At 67.3% G+C, this 19,744-nt stretch carries 20 protein-coding genes; 17 read left to right on the top strand and 3 right to left on the bottom strand.

Going from position 1 to position 19,744, the window contains the following annotated elements:
* Positions 1–52 precede the first annotated feature (52 nt).
* A complete protein-coding gene (locus ACTJJM_RS02420) occupies positions 53–2,302 on the bottom strand; it encodes a TonB-dependent siderophore receptor (protein ID WP_313310746.1) in 2,250 nt (749 codons plus the stop codon).
* A gap of 286 nt (positions 2,303–2,588) precedes the next feature.
* Between ACTJJM_RS02420 and ACTJJM_RS02425 the strand changes: the two genes are divergently transcribed.
* On the top strand, positions 2,589–4,004 hold the full coding sequence (locus tag ACTJJM_RS02425) for a GGDEF domain-containing protein (protein ID WP_010483168.1): 1,416 nt from the start codon (positions 2,589–2,591) through the stop codon (positions 4,002–4,004).
* Positions 4,005–4,111: 107 nt separating this feature from the next.
* Here the strand turns inward: ACTJJM_RS02425 and ACTJJM_RS02430 are convergent, their stop codons facing one another.
* On the bottom strand, positions 4,112–5,326 hold the full coding sequence (locus ACTJJM_RS02430; protein WP_414609959.1) for an MFS transporter: 1,215 nt from the start codon (positions 5,324–5,326) through the stop codon (positions 4,112–4,114).
* A gap of 78 nt (positions 5,327–5,404) precedes the next feature.
* On the opposite strand from ACTJJM_RS02430, the gene ACTJJM_RS02435 reads away from it, so the two are divergent.
* From ACTJJM_RS02435 to map, 15 genes are all read left to right on the top strand, one after another.
* Entirely contained in the window at positions 5,405–5,854 is a 450-nt protein-coding gene (locus tag ACTJJM_RS02435; RefSeq protein WP_053442728.1) for a winged helix-turn-helix transcriptional regulator, read from the top strand.
* A gap of 73 nt (positions 5,855–5,927) precedes the next feature.
* Positions 5,928–7,055, top strand: a complete 1,128-nt coding sequence (locus ACTJJM_RS02440) for a metallophosphoesterase (protein ID WP_414609960.1) — start codon at positions 5,928–5,930, stop codon at positions 7,053–7,055.
* A gap of 134 nt (positions 7,056–7,189) precedes the next feature.
* Positions 7,190–7,873: a response regulator gene (locus tag ACTJJM_RS02445; RefSeq protein ID WP_019337583.1), complete on the top strand. Its 684-nt coding sequence runs from the start codon at positions 7,190–7,192 to the stop codon at positions 7,871–7,873.
* A complete protein-coding gene (locus ACTJJM_RS02450) occupies positions 7,870–9,249 on the top strand; it encodes a sensor histidine kinase (RefSeq protein WP_440865115.1) in 1,380 nt (459 codons plus the stop codon). The genes ACTJJM_RS02445 and ACTJJM_RS02450 overlap by 4 nt, the downstream gene beginning before the upstream one ends.
* Positions 9,250–9,328: 79 nt before the next feature.
* Complete coding sequence (locus tag ACTJJM_RS02455; protein ID WP_010483180.1) at positions 9,329–10,165, top strand: alpha/beta hydrolase; 837 nt, start codon at positions 9,329–9,331, stop codon at positions 10,163–10,165.
* Between the two features lies 1 nt (position 10,166).
* Entirely contained in the window at positions 10,167–10,526 is a 360-nt protein-coding gene (locus ACTJJM_RS02460) for an EamA family transporter (RefSeq protein ID WP_012479558.1), read from the top strand.
* On the top strand, positions 10,523–10,921 hold the full coding sequence (locus ACTJJM_RS02465; RefSeq protein WP_049433897.1) for a DMT family transporter: 399 nt from the start codon (positions 10,523–10,525) through the stop codon (positions 10,919–10,921). Before ACTJJM_RS02460 ends, ACTJJM_RS02465 begins: the two co-directional genes overlap by 4 nt.
* A gap of 10 nt (positions 10,922–10,931) precedes the next feature.
* Complete coding sequence (locus ACTJJM_RS02470) at positions 10,932–12,134, top strand: DegT/DnrJ/EryC1/StrS family aminotransferase (protein ID WP_440865116.1); 1,203 nt, start codon at positions 10,932–10,934, stop codon at positions 12,132–12,134.
* Positions 12,135–12,308: 174 nt separating this feature from the next.
* On the top strand, positions 12,309–13,025 hold the full coding sequence (locus tag ACTJJM_RS02475) for an MtnX-like HAD-IB family phosphatase (RefSeq protein WP_010483189.1): 717 nt from the start codon (positions 12,309–12,311) through the stop codon (positions 13,023–13,025).
* 48 nt (positions 13,026–13,073) lie between these two features.
* Positions 13,074–14,474: an aspartate aminotransferase family protein gene (locus ACTJJM_RS02480; RefSeq protein WP_005408663.1), complete on the top strand. Its 1,401-nt coding sequence runs from the start codon at positions 13,074–13,076 to the stop codon at positions 14,472–14,474.
* Positions 14,475–14,502: 28 nt separating this feature from the next.
* The gene (locus ACTJJM_RS02485) at positions 14,503–15,567 is read left to right on the top strand and encodes a GNAT family N-acetyltransferase (RefSeq protein ID WP_049455637.1); all 1,065 of its coding nucleotides are present in this window, start codon (positions 14,503–14,505) and stop codon (positions 15,565–15,567) included.
* A gap of 3 nt (positions 15,568–15,570) precedes the next feature.
* Positions 15,571–16,455 (top strand): arginase family protein, encoded by an 885-nt coding sequence (locus tag ACTJJM_RS02490; RefSeq protein ID WP_224329129.1) that lies wholly within the window; start codon positions 15,571–15,573, stop codon positions 16,453–16,455.
* Positions 16,456–16,626: 171 nt separating this feature from the next.
* Positions 16,627–16,986, top strand: coding sequence for a bleomycin resistance protein (locus tag ACTJJM_RS02495; protein WP_010483197.1), 360 nt, complete (start codon positions 16,627–16,629; stop codon positions 16,984–16,986).
* A gap of 68 nt (positions 16,987–17,054) precedes the next feature.
* A complete protein-coding gene (locus tag ACTJJM_RS02500) occupies positions 17,055–17,267 on the top strand; it encodes a ParD-like family protein (RefSeq protein WP_005412680.1) in 213 nt (70 codons plus the stop codon).
* A 10-nt stretch (positions 17,268–17,277) separates the two neighbouring features.
* The gene (gene map / locus ACTJJM_RS02505; protein WP_224329384.1) at positions 17,278–18,060 is read left to right on the top strand and encodes a type I methionyl aminopeptidase; all 783 of its coding nucleotides are present in this window, start codon (positions 17,278–17,280) and stop codon (positions 18,058–18,060) included.
* On the opposite strand, the gene ACTJJM_RS02510 is transcribed toward map, so the two are convergent.
* Positions 18,057–18,671 (bottom strand): LysE/ArgO family amino acid transporter, encoded by a 615-nt coding sequence (locus ACTJJM_RS02510; RefSeq protein WP_049433903.1) that lies wholly within the window; start codon positions 18,669–18,671, stop codon positions 18,057–18,059. The genes map and ACTJJM_RS02510 overlap by 4 nt on opposite strands.
* Positions 18,672–18,774: 103 nt before the next feature.
* Here ACTJJM_RS02510 and ACTJJM_RS02515 point away from each other — a divergent pair, with 103 nt between their 5' ends.
* Positions 18,775–19,668 (top strand): LysR family transcriptional regulator ArgP, encoded by an 894-nt coding sequence (locus tag ACTJJM_RS02515; protein ID WP_224329127.1) that lies wholly within the window; start codon positions 18,775–18,777, stop codon positions 19,666–19,668.
* Positions 19,669–19,744 lie beyond the last annotated feature (76 nt).

The following is a 19,744-nucleotide window of genomic DNA, read 5'->3' on the forward strand; positions in this document are numbered from 1 at the left end:
CGGAGCCGCCAGGCATGCCTGGCGAGCCCCGTGGAACGACGCCGGCCTGGGGTCAGAACCCGAAGCGCAGGCTGGCCCAGTACGCGCGACCCGGCTCGTTGTAGGTCGCCGCACCGGCATCGCTGCTGTTGGCCTCGCGGAACAGGCGCTTGTCGGCCAGGTTGTTGACGCCAAAGCCGAAGCTGACCGTCTCGGTTACCTTGTAGCGCGCGCTCACGCCCCAGATGTTGTACGCACCGCGATCCTGCAGTGCAATCGACGGGTCGCAGGTGCCGGTGCAGCGCGGGTCGTTGTTGATGTTGGTGGTGGCCGGTTCCTGCTTGCCGTAGAACGTGCCGGTCAGCAGCAGCGACAGCTTGTCGGTGGCCTGCCAGTCCAGCATGGTGTTGATGGTGTACTTCGGGATCACCGACAGCGGCTGGCGCGTGGTCTTGTTCTCGTTCTCGACCATGTAGGTGAAGTTGTTGCTCCACTTCAGGCGGCTGCCCTGCTCGCCCAGCAGCGGGATCACCAGGTTGCCTTCAAGCCCCTGCACGATCGCCTTGGGTGCGTTCTCCCAGCGGAATATGCGGCCCTTGGTGTCGGCGGTCAGCCCGATCTGGGTGTAGCCGGCCTGGATCTTGTCCTTGTAGTCGTTGTGGAAGTAGGTCAACGACGCCTGCCAGCCGCTCTGCGGTGCCCACTCGATGCCCAGTTCCTTGTTCAGGCTGGTTTCCGCCTTCAGGTCCGCGTTGCCGCGCATGTAGCAGCCGGCGCCCAGGCTCGGCAGTGCATTCGGGCAGCCATTGCCACGGGTGTAATACAGATAGTCCGGATTCGACTGGTACAGGTTCGGTGCCTTGAATGCACGGGCGATACCCCCCTTCACCACCCAGTCGCTGTTGATGCGGAACTGCGCATTGAGGCTGGGGCTGGTGTTGTTGCCGAACTGGCTGTGGTGATCGAAGCGCAGGCCCGGGGTGACGATCCAGCGCTCACCCAGGTAGATGTTGTCTTCGACGAATACGGCGGTGGTCTGCGCATCGGACTTGCCGCGCGCGCGATCGGCCGACAGCCCCGGAATGCCGCCGCCGCTGCTGCTGGACTGGCTCATCGAGTACGGGTCGGTCAGGCGGCTGTCCAGGTATTCAAAGCCCAGCGTCCAGATGTTCTCGGCGCCGCCCAGCGTGGTCGGGAAGCTCACTTCGCCGTCCAGTTGGTAGTTGCGCAGGCGCGAGGTCGACCAGTCGGTGCCGTTGAAGCTGCCCTCCGGGCCACCGGCCAGGCCTTCGTTGATGCGCGAGTTGTTCACCGCCTCCACTGCCGCCGTTACCCGCGAGGTCACATCACCCCAGCGGCCGCGATGGGTGATCGCGCCGGTGTTGCGGTACATGCGGTTGGTCTCGGCCTGCTGCTCGGCCAAGGCCCCCAGATCGATCGGTGTCGAGGTGCCGGTGGTGCTGACCGCGCGGTCACCCGCATAGATGTTGCCCTGGCGGCTGGTGCCGGCCTCGAACTCGACCACCTGGTTGGCGGTCACGTCCCAGCGCAGCAGCGCGTTGACATCGCGGTTCTTGACGCCCTCGCGGCCAGCCGGCGGCACTGCGTTCGGGTTGGTGGCGTACTGGCGGTTGAGGTCCAGCGAGTCGGCGTCGGTCTTGTTGAGATTGCCGTACAGGCGGAACGACAGGGTATCGGTCATCGGCCCACTCAGCTGCAGGCCGACACGCTCGCTGCCACCTTCGGCGCTGTGCTCGGGCACCAGCCCGTACAGGTCGACCGCACCGGTCAGGTCGCCGGTCGGGCGCTTGGTGATGATGTTGACCACGCCGCCAGAAGCACCGGAGCCGTAGCGTGCTGCCGCCGGACCGCGCAGCACTTCGATGCGCTCGATCATCTCCGCCGGCACCCAGTTGGTATCGCCACGGGTATTGCGCTCGCCGCTGCGGCCCATGCGCACGGCATCGCGGGCACCGATGCGCTTGCCATCGACCAGGATCAGGGTGTTTTCCGGGCCCATGCCACGCAGGTCGATCTGGCGGTTGTTGCCGTACTGGCCCGAGGCGCTGTTGCCGGTGAGGTTGACGCCCGGCATGGTGCGCAGCAGTTCGGCGATGTCGTTGGCCGGCGGGCGCCTGGCGATGTCCTCAGCGGTGATGGTCGAAGTGCCCAACGCCTGGCGGGCAATCTGCGAGGCGGTGACATGCACCGTGTCGATATCGGTGGCGTCGGTTTCAGCCTTGGCGGTCAGGGCGCTGCCCGCCAGCAGGGCGGCAACGGCAAGCGCCAGCGGGCGCGGCGAAAGGACAACGGCAGGAGACATGATCTGGACCTTCTGGCAGGGCAACGGGGCCTCTGGCAAAGGGCTTGAGGCAACGACGAGGGGGAGGCGGAGCGTCGCTGCAGTCGCCTGCGGCCCGATCCGTGCGCGTATTCTCCCATCAATGCGAGTGATTCTCAAATGCGTTCACTCATTGCCGCAGCGGCACCGTTGTGCTTTGCGCACCGTGCAACCCTGCATCGCGCGTAAACTGGCCGGCCAACCTGCCATCAACCGTACGCCACCGCGGCCGATACCCGTGGTTTGCCGTACGCAGTCAGAGATCGACGTGGAACCACCCCAACTGGACGATGCCAGCCAGCCGCTGGCCGAGGCCTGGCAGCACTGCCTGCAACAGGCCGGCCCTGCCGCCACCGCGCTGCTGCACGCCGCCGCCGCCGATGCCCCGCCGGCGCTGGCCCAACGCTTCTACGAAGTACTGTTGCAGGACGGGCGTGCACGCCGCTTCCTGTCCCATGACCAGGTCAAGCAGCGCCTGCAGCCAGCCATGCAACGCTGGCTGGTGCAGCTGCTGACCACCGATGCCGACGGTATTGCCAGCACCGTTGCCTCACAGCGCGTGATCGGCGATGTGCATGCCCGGGTCGGCATTCCGGTCGATCTGGTCACCCGCGGCGCGCGCGTGCTCAAGCACGAACTGTTCGTGCGCCTGCGCGACGACGCGCCCGACAGCGCCACCGCGTTCGCCGCCATCGACTGCCTCAGCGCGATCATGGATATCGCCATGGAAGGCATGACCCTGGCCTACACCCATGCACGCGAGCGCTCCACCCGTGCCGATGCTGCGTACCGGCTGTTCTCGCTGGTGCAGAACGTCGGCACCGAACGCGAGCGTCAACGCGCACTGCTGCTGGACTGGGAGAACGCCCTGCTCTACGCACTCGCCGGTCATGTGCAGGCCAGCGACAACGCCAGCCTGGCCACCTCGGAGTTCGGCCTGTGGTTCACCCACAAGGGCATCCCCAGCTTCGGCGAAAGCAGCGAAACGCAGCAGGTGGGCCAGTTGATGGCCCGCATTGACGGCCACCTGCAGCGCGCGAGCGGCGATGCCCCGGCACAGCGACTGGCGGTGCTGCCGGCCATACGCGAGGACCTGGCCGCCATCCGCACCCTGATGACACTGCTGTTCGAGCGCATCGGCGAACTGGATGCCGGCAGCGATGCCCTGACCAATCTGCTCAACCGCCGCTTCCTGCCCACCGTGCTGCGCCGGGAAATCGAGCTGGCCACGCGCAACCGCACACCGTTCTCGCTGCTGCTGCTCGACCTGGATCATTTCAAGGCAATCAACGACGGCCATGGCCACGATGCCGGCGACCGCGCGTTGCAGCATGTGGCCGGCCTGCTCGGCCAGCTCACGCGTGGCAGCGACTACCTGTTCCGCTATGGCGGCGAAGAATTCGTGGTGGTGCTGGTGGCCGCCAGCGAATCGCAGGCGACCGTGATCGCCGAAAGCCTGCGCCGGCAGATCGCACAGTCGCCGGTAGCGCTGGCCAATGGCCAGGTGCTGGAACTGAGCGCCAGCATCGGCGTGGCCGGTCACGATGGTCATCCGGATTACGAGCGGCTGATGGCACGTGCCGACGCCGCGATGTACGAGGCCAAGCGCAGCGGCCGCAACCGCGTGGTGGTGGCCAGCGAGGCATTGCAGGAGGCCCCCGGGCGGCGCGCGCTGCAGCGGTAACGCTGCGCGGCAGGCAACCCATGTGTAGAGTCGACTGCCAGTCGACTATCACGCGCAGCGCGGGCTTTTCGCGCTCCGCGGCAAGAGCAGTTGACCAACGGTCGACGCTACCGACAGCCGACGCCACCGACACCAGCGCCAGCCGCTGCTTTCACCGCCACCACCCGCCATGCTGCCCACCACAGCAGCGCCAGCAACGCGATGCCTGCCCCCAGCAGGCACACGGCAGGCCAGCCATGCCGCACCTGCATCCAGGGCCCCGCCGCCGCTCCTGCACCACTGCCCACCGCATAGAACAGCATGTACAAAGCCACCAGGCGCCCATGCTGTTCTGCCGGTGCACGCAGCAGCAATGCCTGGTTCGAAACATGTAGTGCCTGGCCGCCCAGGTCGAGCACGACCACACCCAACAGCAAGGACAGCGATTGCGGCAGGCCCAGCAGCGGCCACCACGCGACCAGCATCAACAGCAGCGCGCCGAGGCTGACCCGATGTGCGAAACCGCAGTCCATCCAGTGCCCGACCCGCGCCGCCATCAACGCACCGACCACGCCGGCCAGGCCGAGCGCGCCGATGGCTGCGGTCGACCAGTGCAGCGGCGGGGCCGACAGCGGCAAGGGCGCCGCCGCCCAGAATACGTTGAGGCCGGCAAACAACAGCAACGCCAGCGGGCCACGCTCGCGCAGCATTCGATTCCGGCACAGCATGCCCAGCATCGAGCCCAGCAGCTCATGCCAGCGTGGAGGGACCGACGGCACCGGTACTGCGGGCAAGCGTTGCCACAGCAGCGCCGCCAATGCCGCCATCACCACCGCGGACAGCAGGTAGACCATCTTCCAGCCAAAGGCCGCCGCCACCGTACCCGACACCACGCGCGCCAGCAGCAGGCCGATGAACACTCCGCCCTGCACCACGCCAACCATGCGACCGCGCTGCTCGGGCGGTGCCAGCGTGGCGGTGTAGGCGATCAGGCCCTGGGTCAGCACCGTGCCCAGCAATCCGGCCAGCAGCATGCCAGACAACAGCCAGCTCGCCGTGCGCGACGCCGCCAGCCACAACAGGGTCAGCACCAGTGCGATCAGCTGCAGCCGCAGCAGGCGTCGCCGGTCACCGCGGTCCGCCAGCGGCAGCAGGCCAAGCAACGCCAGCACGCTGCCGGCCTGGGTGGCAGCCAGCACCGCGCCGGCCACGGCCCGGTCCAGTGCAAAGGCGCGTGCAAGCTGATCCAGCAGCGGTTGTGCGTAGTAGACATTGGCAACGCTGACGCCGGCGGCAACCGCAAGCAGGACCAGCAGCGGGCGGGGAAGAGATGCGGCACTCATCTTGTAGTTGCAATTTGAAACCAGATGCAGGCTATCGCCATTGGTTTTAAACTGCAACCACATTCGGAGGTACCCAGCATGCACGCCGACAGTCCCTGTCCTGTAGCCCGCAGTGCCGACCTGCTCGGTGACCGCTGGGCATTGCTGGTGATCCGCGACGCGTTCGACGGCATCACCCGCTTCGGTGATTTCCAGCGCAGCCTCGGCGCGGCGCGCAACATCCTCAGCGACCGCCTGCGCCGGCTGGTCGAGGCCGGCATCCTGCAGCTGCGGCCGGCCTCCGATGGATCGGTCTACCAGGAGTACGTGCTCACCGCCGCCGGCCAGGAACTGTTCCCGCTGCTGGTCGCGCTGCGCCAGTGGGGAGAGCGCCATCGCTTCGGTATGGGGGAAGCCCATTCACAGCTGGTCGAATTGGCGACGCGGCGGCCGCTGCCCTACATGCAGCCGCGCGGGCGCGACGGCCAGCCGCTTCAGCCCGCCGCCACCCGCGTACGCAAACTCAAGGACGACGGGCGCGACACCTGACCCGCCCATTCGCGCACACCGACGAACGCCCGCGCCGGTTAGCATCGGTTTTTTCCGCCGCTGGATGCCCCCGATGTCGCGCGATCGCCCTTCCCTGCTGACCGCCCTGCTGTTACCCCTGCTGGCCTGCGTCACAGCAACCACGCAGGCCCGCGAGGTTGCCGCGCCCGCCGACCACGTGCAGGCCGATGGCCCCTATGTGTTCCGCCAGGGCAACCAGCTGCAGGCCAGATGGATCTGCGACGACAAGGTCGAGTCGCACACGCTTGCCACGCAGGCCTCAGGCACCGACATCGCCCCGCGTTGCGGCTACGAACACAGCGTGCACGTGGCTGCACCCAATGCACCTTCGATCTCCGTGTTGCCGGCCGTGCCGCGCATCGTTGCGCTGTCCGACATCCACGGCCAGTACGGGCTGCTGGTGCGCCTGCTGCGCGCCAATAAGGTGATCGACGCACAGGACCGCTGGGCGCTGGGCAAGGACACCCTGGTCATCGCCGGCGATGTGTTCGACCGTGGCCCACAGGTGACCGAAGCGTTCTGGCTGCTTTACGGCCTGCAGCAACAGGCGGCTACCGCCGGTGGCGCGGTGCACTTCGTGCTTGGCAACCACGAGACCATGGTGCTGTACGACGACCTGCGCTACGTCAACCCGAAGTACCTGCGCAGTGCCCAGCTGCTGGGGCGCAGCTACCCGCAGCTGTATGGCGCCGACTCGGTGATCGGCCAGTGGCTGCGCACCCGCCCGGTGCTGCTGAAGATCGGCGACACCCTGTTCCTGCACGGCGGAATTTCGCCCGAAGCAGTACAGCTGGCGCTGGACCCGGCGCGCACCAATGCGGCCTACCAGGCCTCGCTCGGCCTGCCCAAGGCCGAAGTGAAGGCCGACCCGGCCACCGCACCGCTGTATGACGGCAAGACCAGCCCGATCTGGTACCGCGGCTACTTCGATGGCCGCCTCGACACCGCAGGAGTGCAGAAGGTGCTCGACCGCCTGCAGCTCGCGCGCATCGTGGTCGGCCACACTTCGATGCCGCACGTCAGCAGCTTCCATGGCGACCGCGTGATCGCCATCGACAGCAGCATCAAGAACGGCGAGAACGGCGAACTGCTGTTCATCGAAGATGGCAAACTCAGCCGTGGCCTGCTTGACGGTTCGCGGGTGCCGCTGGCGCAGGGCGAGCCGGGCCTGCAGGACTGAATGGCCGGAAAGCGCGACCGCGACCGACGGCGCCGGCGCGCTCCACCTTCACCCGGTTTGCGGCTACCCTCGGCAGCCGAGAGAGGCCCACCCCCGTCCATCCGGCGGGCCAGACCGTTACAGGAGCCCCGCGCATGCGCGTTCTGATTGCTGAAGACGACCCGGATATCGCCTCCGGCCTGTGCGCCTCGCTGCGCCGGCAGGGCCATGTGGTCGACCACGTCGACAACGGCGCGCACGCCGACGCCGCGCTGGGCTCGACCCAGTACGCGCTGCTGGTGCTGGACCTGGGCCTGCCGCAGTTGGATGGCCGCGACGTGCTGCAGCGCCTGCGCCAGCGTGGTGATGGCCTGGCGGTGCTGGTGGTGACCGCCCGTGACGGCCTGGCAGAACGCGTGCGTGTGCTCGACCTCGGCGCCGACGACTACCTGGTCAAGCCGTTCGCACTGGACGAATTCGAAGCGCGCGTGCGTGCGCAGCTGCGCCGGGTCACCAGCAATGGCAACCCGGACCTGCGCATCGGCCGCCTGCGCATCGACCTGGCCGGGCATCGGGTGTGGATCGACGACCAGTCGCTGGAACTGACCGCGCGCGAGTTCGGCCTGCTGTCGGCACTGGCGGTACGCGCCGAGCGCATCGTGTCGCGCGCGCAACTGGTGGAAGCGCTGTGCGACTGGGGCCAGGACCTCACCGACAACGGCCTGGACATCGCCCTGCACCGCCTGCGCCGGAAGTTGCAGCCCGGCGGCATGGGCATCCGCACCGTGCGCGGGCTGGGCTACATGCTGGAAGACGCGCAGGACGACGGCACCCCGTGATCAGTGGACCGCCCAGCCTGCGCCGGCGCCTGCTCGCCTTCCTGGCGTTGCCGATGCTGGGCCTGCTCACCTTCAACACGATCCTGGCCTATTACGTTGCGCTGGACTATTCCAACCGCATCCACGACCGCAACCTGATCGACGACACGCATTCGTTCGCACAGATGCTGAGCACCATGCCGGTGACCAGCGACCTGTCTCCGCAGGCGCGCTTCCTGATCGAGTACGACCCCGACGGCCATCGCTATTTCAACGTCGACAGCAGCCGCATGGGTACGCTCAGCGGCAATGCAGACTTCAGCCCGTATGCCCCTTCGCAGGACTGCGCCGGCGTGCATCCGGCGCTGTACGACGGCAACCTCAATGGCCAGCAGGTGCGCATGGCCACCGTCTGCACGCAGGCGATGAACGATCCGCAGGACCAGCTGGCGGTGACCGTGGCCGAGAGCATGGCCGACCGCCGGCAGCGTGCGCGCGAGATCCTGATGATCATCATCCCGCTGATGACCATGCTGGCGCTGGGTACCGCGGCGCTGGTCTGGTTCGGCGTGACGTACGGCCTGCGCATCCTGACCCCGCTGAGGACCCGCCTGGCGCAGCGCCGCGGCGAACTGGCGCCGATCTCCGATGCCGACGTACCGGAAGAGATCCAGCCGCTGATCAGCACCATCGACGATCTGTTCGCGCGCCAGGCGGAAATGATCACCCTGCAGAACCGCTTCATCGCTGATGCCGCGCACCAGCTGCGCTCCCCATTGGCGGGCATGGCACTGCACGTGGACCAGGCGCTGGCGCACGGCGACCCGGACACGGTGCGCGAGGCACTGCAGCACATCCGCCGGCTCAACCAGCGCACGGCACGGGTCAGCACCCAGCTGCTGGCGCTGAGCCGGGCACAGACCGTGCCGGAAACGGTCGAGGCATTGGATCTGGGCGTTCTGGTACCGCAGTGGGTCGGCATGCGGGTACCGGAAGCGATCCGTGATGGCATCGATCTGGGCTACCGCGGCAGCCCCCATCCGCTGCGTGTACTCGGCAACGGCGCCATGCTGCAGGAGGCGCTGGACAACCTGATCGACAACGCCCTTCGTTATGCCGGCCGCAATGCGACGGTCACGGTGGGCGTGCATGCGCTGGACGACAATGATGTCGAACTGTATGTGGAAGACAACGGTCCCGGCGTGCCCGACGACGTGATGCCACGGCTGGGCGAGCGCTTCTTCCGGGCGCCGGGCACCGCTGCCAGCGGCACCGGCCTCGGCCTGGCCATCGCGCATGAGGCGGTGGAGCACTTCGGCGGCCGCCTGAGCTTTCTGAACCGCCCCGGTGGCGGATTGAAGGTCGCCATCACGCTGCCGCTGCTGAAGGCGCCCTGACCCGGCCCGGGGCGATGAAAGGCTGGCGAAAATCGCGCTTGCGATCCTGCCATCCCCACTGCCGTCCCGGAGCCGCCAGGTGACCGAATCGCACGACTTCTTCCTCCCCGGTGGCCCACAGGGCGTGCTGCTGGTCCATGGCCTGACCGGCACCCCGGCGGAAATGCGCATGCTGGGCAAAGGGCTGAACAACGCCGGTTTCACCGTGCACGGCGTGCAGCTGCCCGGCCACTGCGGCAGCGTGGATGACCTGCTGGCGACCACCTGGGAACAGTGGTACCAGGGCGTGGAGGATGCGGCGGCAACCCTGCGCGGCAAGGTTGACCAGCTGTTCGTCGGCGGCCTGTCGATGGGCGCGGTGCTGTCGCTGGCCCTGGCTGCCCGGCGCCCGGAATGGGTGTCCGGGGTCGGCGTGTACGGCGCCACGTTCCGTTACGACGGCTGGAACATTCCCGCCGTAGCCCGCTTCTCGTTCCTGCTGCCGTGGTTCAAGCGCTTCAACATCGGCCGCGACCGCATGTTCATGGAAGAACCGCCGTACGGCCTGCGTGACGAGCGCCTGCGTGCGCAGGTGAGCGCCGCCATGCTGTCCGGCGACAGCGCCGCCGCCGGCCTACCGGGCAACCCCTGGCATGCGCTGGCCGAGATGCGTGCGTTGAGCAACTGGACCCGACGCCATCTGCACCAGGTCACCGCACCGTGCCTGGTGATGCACGCCCGCGAAGACGACGTGGCCAGCATGGGCAACGCCGAGCTGGTGATGTCGCGGGTCAGCGGTCCGAAGGAACTGGTGGTGCTGGAAGACAGCTACCACATGATCACCATCGACCGCGAACGCCGCGACGTGATCCGCCGCAGCGCGCGCTTTTTCACCGAGATCGGTGAACGCACGGGCGTGCTCAAGGCGGTGGCCTGAAATGGGGGCACTTGCCACGCTGCTGTGGCTGGCCAATGTGGTACTCGATACCGGTGGCCAGCTCGCCTTCAAGGCCGCCGCCAGCGATCCGCAGGAAGGCGAAGGACTGCAACGCTGGAAACACATGCTCAGCCGCCCCTGGCTGTGGATCGGCATCGCCTGCTACGTGCTTGAGTTCGTCGCCTGGATCGCGTTCCTGTCGCTGGTGCCGTTGTCCAAGGGCGTGCTGTTGGGCTCGATCAACATCGTCGCGCTGATGATCGCCGGCCGTTTCCTGTTCCGCGAGAAACTCACGCCGCTGCGGGTGACCGGCATGTTGCTGGTAACCGCAGGCGTGGCGGTGGTGGGGGCCGGCTCATGAGGCGCCTCTATGTCATCGGCTTCCCGCTGCTGATGGCCTTCGACACGCTGGCCCAGCTGTGCTTCAAGTACGCCGGTGATGCCGCGCTGCCGGTCGAGGCCAACACCGCGTGGCTGCTGCGCGTGCTGTCTCAGCCGTGGGTGTACGGCGCCATCCTCGGCTACGTGGGTGCATTCTTCACCTGGATGAGCCTGCTGCGGCATGCGCCGATCGGCCCCGCATTCGCCGCCTCGCACCTGGAAGTGATCAGCGTGCTGCTGCTGTCGGCGTGGCTGTTGAACGAGCCGCTGACGCTGCACCATCTGCTCGGTGCGGTGCTGATCGTGGCCGGCATCGTCTGCCTCGGCCGCGCGGAAGCCGACGACCCGCACAGCCCCGCCGAAAGTGCCCCATGAGCACGCTGCGATGAGCCTGTTAGCGCGCGAACTGCCCCCGACGGCTGGCCTGCCGATGCAGGCCAGCGATTTCCTGCCCGGTGGTGGCGACCTGCGCGACGTCCTGGCCAGCCAGCTCGGCACACCGCCGCTGCAGCTGACCTGTTCCGGTACGCACGCGCTGCTGATCGCGCTGCGTACGCTTCGCAAGCGTGCACCCAAGCGCGACACCGTGATCCTGCCGGCCTATACCTGCCCGCTGGTGCCGATCGCGGTGCACAGCCTGGGCCTGCGCGTGCAGCTGTGCGATACCCGCCACGGTCATTTCGACTTCGACCCCGGCCAGCTCAAGCGTCTGGCCGATGCGCGCACGCTGGCGATCCTGCCGACCCACCTGGGCGGGCGCATCGCCGATGTCGAGCTGGCCTGCGAGGTTGCGCGCGGCGCTGGCGCCTGGGTGATCGAGGATGCCGCGCAGGCGCTCGGTGCACGGGTCGGCAGCAGCAGTGTCGGCCTGCGTGGCGATATCGGATTCTTCAGCCTGGCCGCCGGCAAGGGCCTGAGCCTGCACGAAGGCGGCCTGCTGGTCAGCCGCGATGACGAGCTGCGTGCCGCGCTGGCCGGACATGCCGCCGAACAGGTGCGTTCCAGCCTGCGCTGGGAACTGCTGCGCAGTCTGCAGCTGCTTGGCCTGGCCGCCTGCTATCGGCCATCGCTGCTGTCGTTGGTGTACGGCAATCCGCTGCGCAGTGCGTTGCAGCGTGGCGACCTGGAAGAAGCGGTCGGTGACATTTTCCCGCTGCAGATTCCGCAGCACCGGGTCAGCCAGTGGCGGCAGAACATCGGTGCCCATGCCGCGCGGCGCCTGCCGGCCTTCCTGCAGGCAGGGCGCCTGCGTGCATTGCAGCTGCGCGTGCAGCTGGCACAGCTGCCAGCCGTTGAGGTGGTCGACGGCCTTGCCGGTAGCGGTGGCACCTGGCCGATGCTGATGCTGCTGCTGCCCAGCCAGCGCGCCCGCGATGCCGTATTGAAAGACCTGTGGCCACGCGGGCTCGGCGCCAGCCGCATGTTCATCCATGCCCTGCCCGACTACGCGTACCTGCGCGGCATCGTGCCGCAGGACGACATGCCCAACGCACGCGACTTCGCCGCACGCATGCTTACCCTTGGCAACAGTGCCTGGCAGACCCGTGAAGAGACGGCCGAAATACTGCAGGTGCTGGCCCGCGCGTGACTTCAAGACGCACGGATGGACTGCACCTCACGCATTCATCCATGCACCTTCCTGAACGCTTTCCCAGCCCGTCAATGAAGCCTTTCAACAGGAAAGGAACGAGAAAGGCGGCCTGCCTACATTGATTCTGCCCCGGCATCGGGCCGGGCGTTTCTTTCATCGACGGACCTGCCCATGCACTGGAGCATCCTGTGTGACTTCGATGGCACCATCAGCCTCGAAGATGTCATCGACTCGCTGCTGGAAAAGTACGGCCAGCCGGGCTGGCAGGAACTGGAAGACCAATGGAAGGCTGGAAAGATCGGCTCGCGTGAATGCATGCAGGGCCAGGTGCGGCTGCTGAAGCTGGACCCGGCCACGCTCGATGCGCACCTGGACCAGGTGCAGATCGATCCGGGCTTCGTCGCCTTCGTCGCCCGCGCCGAGCAGCTGGGCGTGCCGCTGCGCATCGTCAGCGACGGCCTGGATTATGCGATCCACCGCATCCTCGCCAACCATGGCCTGTCGCGACTGCCGGTGGTGGCCAACCACCTGCGCTGGTACGGGGACCACTGGGAACTGGAATCGCCCTACCAGGCCGAAGGCTGCCGCAGTGGCACCTGCAAATGCACCTGCGCCGCGCAGGCGCGCGCCAACGAAGCACCGCGCGTGCTGATGATCGGTGACGGCAGCTCGGATTTCTGCGTATCCGAAGATGCCGACTTCGTGTTCGCCAAGCGCCGCCTGATCACCCATTGCGCCAATGCCGGCATCGGGCATGCCGCCATCGCTACCTTCCACGATGCAATCGCGCTGTTGCCGCGCCTGCTCGATGGCAGCCTGCTGCAGCCACGCCGCATCGACACCAGCCCGCAGCCCACCGCACTGCCCCTGCTGCTGGCCACCGCCTGAGCACGCCCCCGCCACCTCTTTCGAACGTCCTTCACGGAACCGAACTGCATGAACATTTTTGACAAGAACGCCGACGCCGCTGCCTCCGACGCGCAGCTGCTGGCCGACGAAGCCCGCTACAGCTCCTTCGGCGACACCGTCCACTACGTCGACCCGCCGAAGATCTTCCAGCGCGGCGAAGGCAGCTACATGTTCGACGGTGCGGGCGTGCCCTACCTCGACCTGCAGATGTGGTACTCGGCCTGCAACTTCGGCTACAGCAACAAGCGCCTGAACGACGCGCTGAAGGACCAGATCGACACCCTGCCGCAGGTCGCCAGCCAGTACCTGCACCCGACCCGCGTGCAGCTGGCCAAGACCATTGCCGTGGACATGCACGAGAAGTTCGGCCTCGACGGCCGCGTGCACTTCAACGTCGGCGGCGCGCAGGCCATTGAAGACTCGCTGAAGATCGTGCGCAACGCGCGCGGCGGCAAGAGCCTGATGTTCGCCTTCGAAGGCGGCTACCACGGCCGCACCCTGGGTGCGTCTTCGATCACCTCCAGCTACCGCTACCGCCGCCGCTACGGCCACTTCGGCGAGCGTGCGATGTTCATCCCGTTCCCGTACCCCTTCCGTCGCCCGAAGGGCATGACCCCGGACGAGTATTCCGACCACTGCGTGTGGCAGTTCGAGCGCCTGTTCGAAAGCGAGTACAACGGCGTGTGGGATCCCAAGGTCGGCCAGGCCGAGTACGCCGCGTTCTACGTTGAGCCGATCCAGGGCACCGGCGGCTACGTCATTCCGCCGCGCAACTTCTTCACCGGCCTCAAGCGCGTGCTGGACAAGTACGGCATCCTGATGGTCGTCGATGAAATCCAGATGGGCTTCTGGCGCACCGGCAAGCTGTGGTCGATCGAGCACTTCGGTGTCACCCCGGACGTGCTGGTGTTCGGCAAGGCGCTGACCAACGGCCTGAACCCGCTGTCGGGCCTGTGGGCTCGCGAAGAGCTGATCAACCCGACCGTGTTCCCGCCGGGCTCCACCCATTCCACCTTCAACTCCAACCCGCTGGGCACCCGCCTGGGCCTGGAAGTGCTGAAGCTGGGCAAGGAAATGGACTACGAGCGCACCGTGCCGGAGAAGGGCGCGTACTTCCTCGACGGCCTGCGTGGCCTGCAGAAGCGCCACCCGGAAATCGGCGACGTCGACGGCCTGGGCCTGGCCCTGCGCGCGGAAATCTGCCAGGCCGACGGCTACACCCCGAACAAGGAACTGCTGGACCGCATGGTCGACATCGGCCTGGCCGGTGACCTGCTGCACGACGGCAAGCGCATGGGCCTCGTGCTCGACGTGGGTGGCTGGTACAAGAACGTGATCACCTTTGCGCCGTCTCTGGACATCAGCTACGAAGAAATCGACCTGGCGATCACCCTGCTCGACCAGGCGCTGACCAAGGCCAAGGGCTGAGGTCGATGCGCTGCCGGTTCCCGTGCCGATGGAGATGACGTCACGCGCATCCAGCACCGCGCTGGAACCGGCCGCGCTGCTGGAGGGCTTCCTGGCCCACCCGCCGCTCGGATTCGAGGCAGGCCGCCTTCCCAGCGGCCTGCCGTCCTTCCGTGCACCGCTGGACCTGACCACGACGATGGACGACGAACTGCGCGGCAGGCTGCTCGGCCTCCCGCTGTCGCGCCTGTGGCGGCCGTGGATCACCTGGAAGACCCGCTTCGTCGGTGCCACCAGCACCGAGTACACCCCGCTGCCGGCACACGTCGCGCCGGAGGCGCTGGCCGAGGACGTGACGCGTCACGCGATCGGCGATACCCGGCTGCTGGTGGTCAAGGACCTGGCGATCGATTCACCACTGCTGGACGACGCGGCCAACGCGCACAGCGCTGCCTTCCTGCAGGCATTGCTGGCGCGCGGCTTCGTTGAACTGGAAGGCATGCCGCTGGCCTGGGTGGCGATCGATTTCGATTCGATCGACGGCTATCTCGGCCGCCTGTCGTCCTCGCGCCGCAAGAACATCCGGCGCAAGCTGCGCTCGCGCGACGACCTGCAGATCGACTGCATCGCCACTGGTGATCCGGCCCTGGCCGACCCACGGCTGCAGGCCGAACTGCATGCGCTGTACCTGGGTGTGTATGCGCAGAGCGCGGTGCACTTCGACCAGCTCGGCCTGCCCTACTTCCAGCATCTGCTGGCCGACAGCCAGGGCCAGGGACGGATGTTCCTGTACCGCCACCAGGGCCAGCTGATCGGCTGGAACCTGTGCTACGTGCATGCCGGCAAGCTGGTGGACAAGTACATCGGCCTGGCTTACCCGCAGTCGCGCGAGCACAACCTGTACGCGGTCAGCTGGATGCACAACCTCGAGTACGCCCTGCAGCACGGCCTGAGCCACTACGTGGCTGGCTGGACCGACTCGCGGATCAAGGCCGAGCTGGGGGCCCGCTTCACCTCCACCCGGCACGCGATCCATGCCCGTTCCCCGCTGCTGCGTGCCGCCCTGCGCCGGCTGGCCCCGTACCTGCAGGGCGAACCTGATGGAGGCGGCTGAGCGATGCTGGTGCGTTCCCCGCTGATCCTGGACCTGGACGGTGGCGTATTGCCGCTGCAACAGGCGCAGACCCTGGCCCTGCCGCAGTGGCACGATCCACTGCGCTTCGCCTGCAGCAATGCCACCCTGGACCGTTTCGCCGCCGAAGTGCTGGCACCGCTGCCCGCGCTGCTCGGCACAGTGATGCTCGGCAGTGGTGACTTCCATCACCTCAGCCTGCCGCTGCTGCGCCGCATGCGCGCGCAGGCGCCGTTCCAGCTGGTGGTGCTGGACAACCATCCGGACAACATGCGATTCCCGTTCGGCATGCATTGCGGGTCGTGGGTCAACGCCGCCAGCAAGCTGCCGCAAATCTCGCACATCCATGTACTCGGCATCACCTCCAGCGACATCGGCCTCGGCCATGCCTGGGAGAACCACTGGCGCCCGCTGCTGGGCGGGCGCCTGACGTACTGGTGCATGGACGTGGATGTCGACTGGGGCCATCGCCTCGGCATGGGCCACGCCTTCCGCCGCTTCGAGCATCCCGAGGCCCTGGTCGCCGCGTTCGCTGCCGAGCAGGCCAAGTCGCCGCAGCCGACCTATCTGTCGATCGACAAGGACGTGTTCGCCGCGGACGTCGCCCGCAGCAACTGGGACCAGGGCCGCTTCCAGCTGGAACACGCGCTGGTGGTGATCGAAGCACTGCGCGCCGGCGGCCTGGTCGGCAGTGACATCACCGGCGAAGTGTCGTTGGCCAACTACCAGAGCCGCTTCAAGCGCTGGCTGTCGTCGCTGGATGGCCAGCCGGACGTCAGCGCCGATGATCTTCCTGCCTGGCAGGCCCGGCACCAGCAGGTGAACCGCGAACTGCTGGCGGCAATGGCCGCCGTGCCGACGGCCTGCTGACCACTGTCCGGCAATGCCACCAAGGTTGGCAACTACCAGAGCCGGGTAGAGCCGAGCCCACGCTCGGCTGGCGCCTTCTGTAGAGTCAAGCCATGCTCGACTGCGGGCACCGCGAACAGCAGCCGAGCATGGCTCGGCTCTACACTGGGTTCCCACCTCGGAGCCCTCGCCATGCCCCAGACCGTCATCCCGCAACTGCGCATGCGCCATGCCGACACTACCCTGCCGTTCTACGTGCAGGGGCTGGGTTTCGTGGTCGACTGGGAACATCGCTTCGAACCCGGCTTCCCGCTGTTCGCCCAGCTCACCCGCGACGGCCAGACGATCTTCCTCACCGAACACAGCGGCGACTGCGAGGTCGGCGGCGCGGTGTACTTCATCGTCGACGATGTTGACAGCCTGCACCGCGCCTTCAGCGCGGCCAACGTGCCGATCGAGCAGCCCCCGCATGACACCGAATGGGGCAGCCGCGAAATGCTGCTGCGCGACCCGGACGACAACCGGTTGCGCTTCGCCACACGCGTGGACTGAACGACGCCGGGTTGAGATGAATATACGAAACATATACGCTTCGTATATTGAACCCTCCAGGACCGCCCATGGGCATCGTCAACATCGATGACACCCTGCACGACCAGCTGCGCCGTGCCTGCACCGTCTCCAGCCGTTCGATCAACGCCCAGGCCAACTTCTGGATCCGGGTCGGCATGCTGTGCGAGCTGAACCCTACGCTGAGTTTCCAGGACATCGTCGCCAGCGAGCTGCGCGCGGCCGGCGTGCAGCCACCGTTGCTGCCCCCGGGCCAGGTCTGAGCCGATGGGCATCATCAAGCGCCCCGACGAGATCGCGCTGATGGCCGAATCGGGTCGCCTGCTGGCGCAGGTGTTCGCCGCACTCGACCAGCTGCCGCTGCAGGGCCGCAGCACGATGGAGATCAACGAGTTCGTCGAGCGCATGATCGTCGATGAGTTGCAGGCGCGGCCGGCCAGCAAAGGGCAGTACGGCTTCCCGTACGTGCTCAACACCTCGATCGACGACGTCATCTGCCACGGCGTTCCCAGCACCACCGACGTGCTGCGCAACGGCCAGATCGTCAACCTCGACATCACCCTGGAGAAGAACGGCTACATCGCCGACTCCAGCACCACCTACCTGGTCGGTGAGGTCGACTACGCCGCGCGCAGGCTGGTGCAGACCGCCTACCAGGCGATGTGGAAAGGCATCGCCGCGGTGCGCCCCGGCGCACGCCTGGGCGACATCGGCCACGCCATCGCCCGCCACGCGCGCAGCCACGGCTACAGCGTAGTGAAGGAATACTGCGGCCATGGCATCGGCCAGGAAATGCACGAGGAACCGCAGATCCTGCACTACGGCCATCCCCACACCGGCATGGTGCTGGAAGAAGGCATGGTGTTCACCATCGAGCCGATGCTCAACCAGGGCAAGCCGGCCATCCGCCAGCAGCCGGACGCATGGCCGGTCTACACCCGCGACGGCAAGCTGTCGGCGCAGTTCGAACACACCGTGGCGGTTACCCGCAGCGGCGTGCGCGTGCTGACCCTGCGCCCCGGCGAAACCCCGCAGTGCGCGGTGGACGTGGCCTAGAGCGGGCGCAACAGCAGCAGCGTGGCGAGGCAGAACATGAACACTGCCACGCCAGCATCCAGCACCCGCCAGGCACTCGGCCTGCGGAACACCGGCTGCAGCAGCCGCGCGCCATAGCCCAGCGCACAGAACCAGATCACGCTGGCTGCGCAGGCGCCGGCAGCAAACGCCCAGCGCAGATCGCCCGGATAGCGCGTGGACAGGCTGCCCAGCAGCACCACGGTATCCAGGTAGACGTGCGGATTGAGCAGGGTGAACGCCAGGCAGGTCAGCAGCACCTGCCGTCGATTGCCACCCTCCACCTCGCCCGCCGCCAGCGCACTGCCACCGCGCCACGCGCGCAGCCCGGCCTGCAGGCCATACCAGAGCAGGAACGCTGCACCACCGAAGCGCAGCACCTGAAGCAGCAACGGCCACTGCAGCACCAGCGCGCCCATGCCGCCCACGCCCGCCAGGATCAGCGCGATGTCCGCGCCGGCGCAGGCGGCCACCACCGTTCCCACATGACGTTGCTGCAAGCCCTGGCGCAGCACGAAGGCATTCTGTGCGCCGATGGCGATGATCAGGCCGGCGCCCGCGAACAGGCCGGCGACGGTAGCGGTGATCCACATCAGGACAGGCCAGGCAGCGAAGGGATGCGCAGGGTGCGGCCAATAACCGGTTAAGACAATCTGGTTTTTCTTTATCCTGTGCAGAAAAACTGAAGAGGCCCGCATGGATCTGGTACATCCACAACTGGCCGCGTTCGCTGCCGTGCTGGAGGAAGGCAGCTTCGAGGCCGCCGCACGCCGCCTGTCGATCAGCCCGTCGGCGCTGTCGCAGCGGATCAAGGCACTGGAGGACCGGCTCGGGCAGGTGCTGCTGGTACGCCAGGCGCCGTGCCGCCCCACCGCCGCCGGTGAGGCGCTGCTGCGCCGGGTACGGCCGATGCAGGCGCTGGAAGCCGAAGCATTGGCCGAGCTGCTCCCCGAACGTGGCCGTGACGCCGTGCGTACGCCGATCCCGCTGGCGGTCAATGATGATTCGCTCGATACGTGGTTCGTGCCGGCCATCGCCGACCTGCACCAGCGCCATGGCTACCTGTTCGACCTGCGCATGGACGACCAGGACCACACCCTGCAGCTGCTGCGCGACGGCAGCGTGCTGGGTGCGGTCACCGCCGAAAGCCAGCCGGTGAAGGGCTGCAACGTGCATCCGCTGGGTGCCATGCGCTACCACGCCATCGCCTCACCGGGCTTCGCCCGCCAGTACTTCAGCGACGGCATGCAGGCAGCAGCCCTGGCGCGCGCACCGATGCTGGTATTCAACCGCAAGGATGAACTGCAATGGCGCTTCGTGCGACGGCTGACCCGCGCGCGGCTGCAGCCGCCGCTACACTACCTGCCCTCCTCCACCGGTTTCGTCGAAGCCGCCGCGTGCGGACTCGGCTGGGGCATGGCCCCGGAAACCCTGGTCGCGCCCGCCGTGCACGCCGGCCGCGTGGTGGTAATGGAACCCCGCCGCTGGCTCGATGTGCCGCTGTACTGGCAGCATGCCGCCGTACGCTCAAGCACGCTGCAGCACATCACCCAGGCGCTGCGCACTGCGGCCAGCGGCACCCTTCGTTGAGGACAATCCGATGATCGCAGACCCGGGCTTCACGCCACGCGCACTACCGTTTGCGCACTTCTTTACCACTGGGACG

Source organism: Stenotrophomonas sp. 22692 (assembly GCF_052045015.1).
GTDB lineage: Bacteria > Pseudomonadota > Gammaproteobacteria > Xanthomonadales > Xanthomonadaceae > Stenotrophomonas > Stenotrophomonas geniculata.

Excerpts from the sequence above, each read along its gene's own strand:
- ACTJJM_RS02420 (WP_313310746.1), bottom strand. The coding sequence starts at position 2,302 with ATGTCTCCTGCCGTTGTCCTTTCGCCGCGCCCGCTGGCGCTTGCCGTT.
- ACTJJM_RS02430 (WP_414609959.1), bottom strand. The coding sequence starts at position 5,326 with ATGAGTGCCGCATCTCTTCCCCGCCCGCTGCTGGTCCTGCTTGCGGTT.
- ACTJJM_RS02435 (WP_053442728.1), top strand. The coding sequence starts at position 5,405 with ATGCACGCCGACAGTCCCTGTCCTGTAGCCCGCAGTGCCGACCTGCTC.
- ACTJJM_RS02440 (WP_414609960.1), top strand. The coding sequence starts at position 5,928 with ATGTCGCGCGATCGCCCTTCCCTGCTGACCGCCCTGCTGTTACCCCTG.
- ACTJJM_RS02445 (WP_019337583.1), top strand. The coding sequence starts at position 7,190 with ATGCGCGTTCTGATTGCTGAAGACGACCCGGATATCGCCTCCGGCCTG.
- ACTJJM_RS02460 (WP_012479558.1), top strand. The coding sequence starts at position 10,167 with ATGGGGGCACTTGCCACGCTGCTGTGGCTGGCCAATGTGGTACTCGAT.
- ACTJJM_RS02465 (WP_049433897.1), top strand. The coding sequence starts at position 10,523 with ATGAGGCGCCTCTATGTCATCGGCTTCCCGCTGCTGATGGCCTTCGAC.
- ACTJJM_RS02470 (WP_440865116.1), top strand. The coding sequence starts at position 10,932 with ATGAGCCTGTTAGCGCGCGAACTGCCCCCGACGGCTGGCCTGCCGATG.
- ACTJJM_RS02475 (WP_010483189.1), top strand. The coding sequence starts at position 12,309 with ATGCACTGGAGCATCCTGTGTGACTTCGATGGCACCATCAGCCTCGAA.
- ACTJJM_RS02480 (WP_005408663.1), top strand. The coding sequence starts at position 13,074 with ATGAACATTTTTGACAAGAACGCCGACGCCGCTGCCTCCGACGCGCAG.
- ACTJJM_RS02485 (WP_049455637.1), top strand. The coding sequence starts at position 14,503 with ATGGAGATGACGTCACGCGCATCCAGCACCGCGCTGGAACCGGCCGCG.
- ACTJJM_RS02490 (WP_224329129.1), top strand. The coding sequence starts at position 15,571 with ATGCTGGTGCGTTCCCCGCTGATCCTGGACCTGGACGGTGGCGTATTG.
- ACTJJM_RS02495 (WP_010483197.1), top strand. The coding sequence starts at position 16,627 with ATGCCCCAGACCGTCATCCCGCAACTGCGCATGCGCCATGCCGACACT.
- ACTJJM_RS02500 (WP_005412680.1), top strand. The coding sequence starts at position 17,055 with ATGGGCATCGTCAACATCGATGACACCCTGCACGACCAGCTGCGCCGT.
- ACTJJM_RS02510 (WP_049433903.1), bottom strand. The coding sequence starts at position 18,671 with ATGTGGATCACCGCTACCGTCGCCGGCCTGTTCGCGGGCGCCGGCCTG.
- ACTJJM_RS02515 (WP_224329127.1), top strand. The coding sequence starts at position 18,775 with ATGGATCTGGTACATCCACAACTGGCCGCGTTCGCTGCCGTGCTGGAG.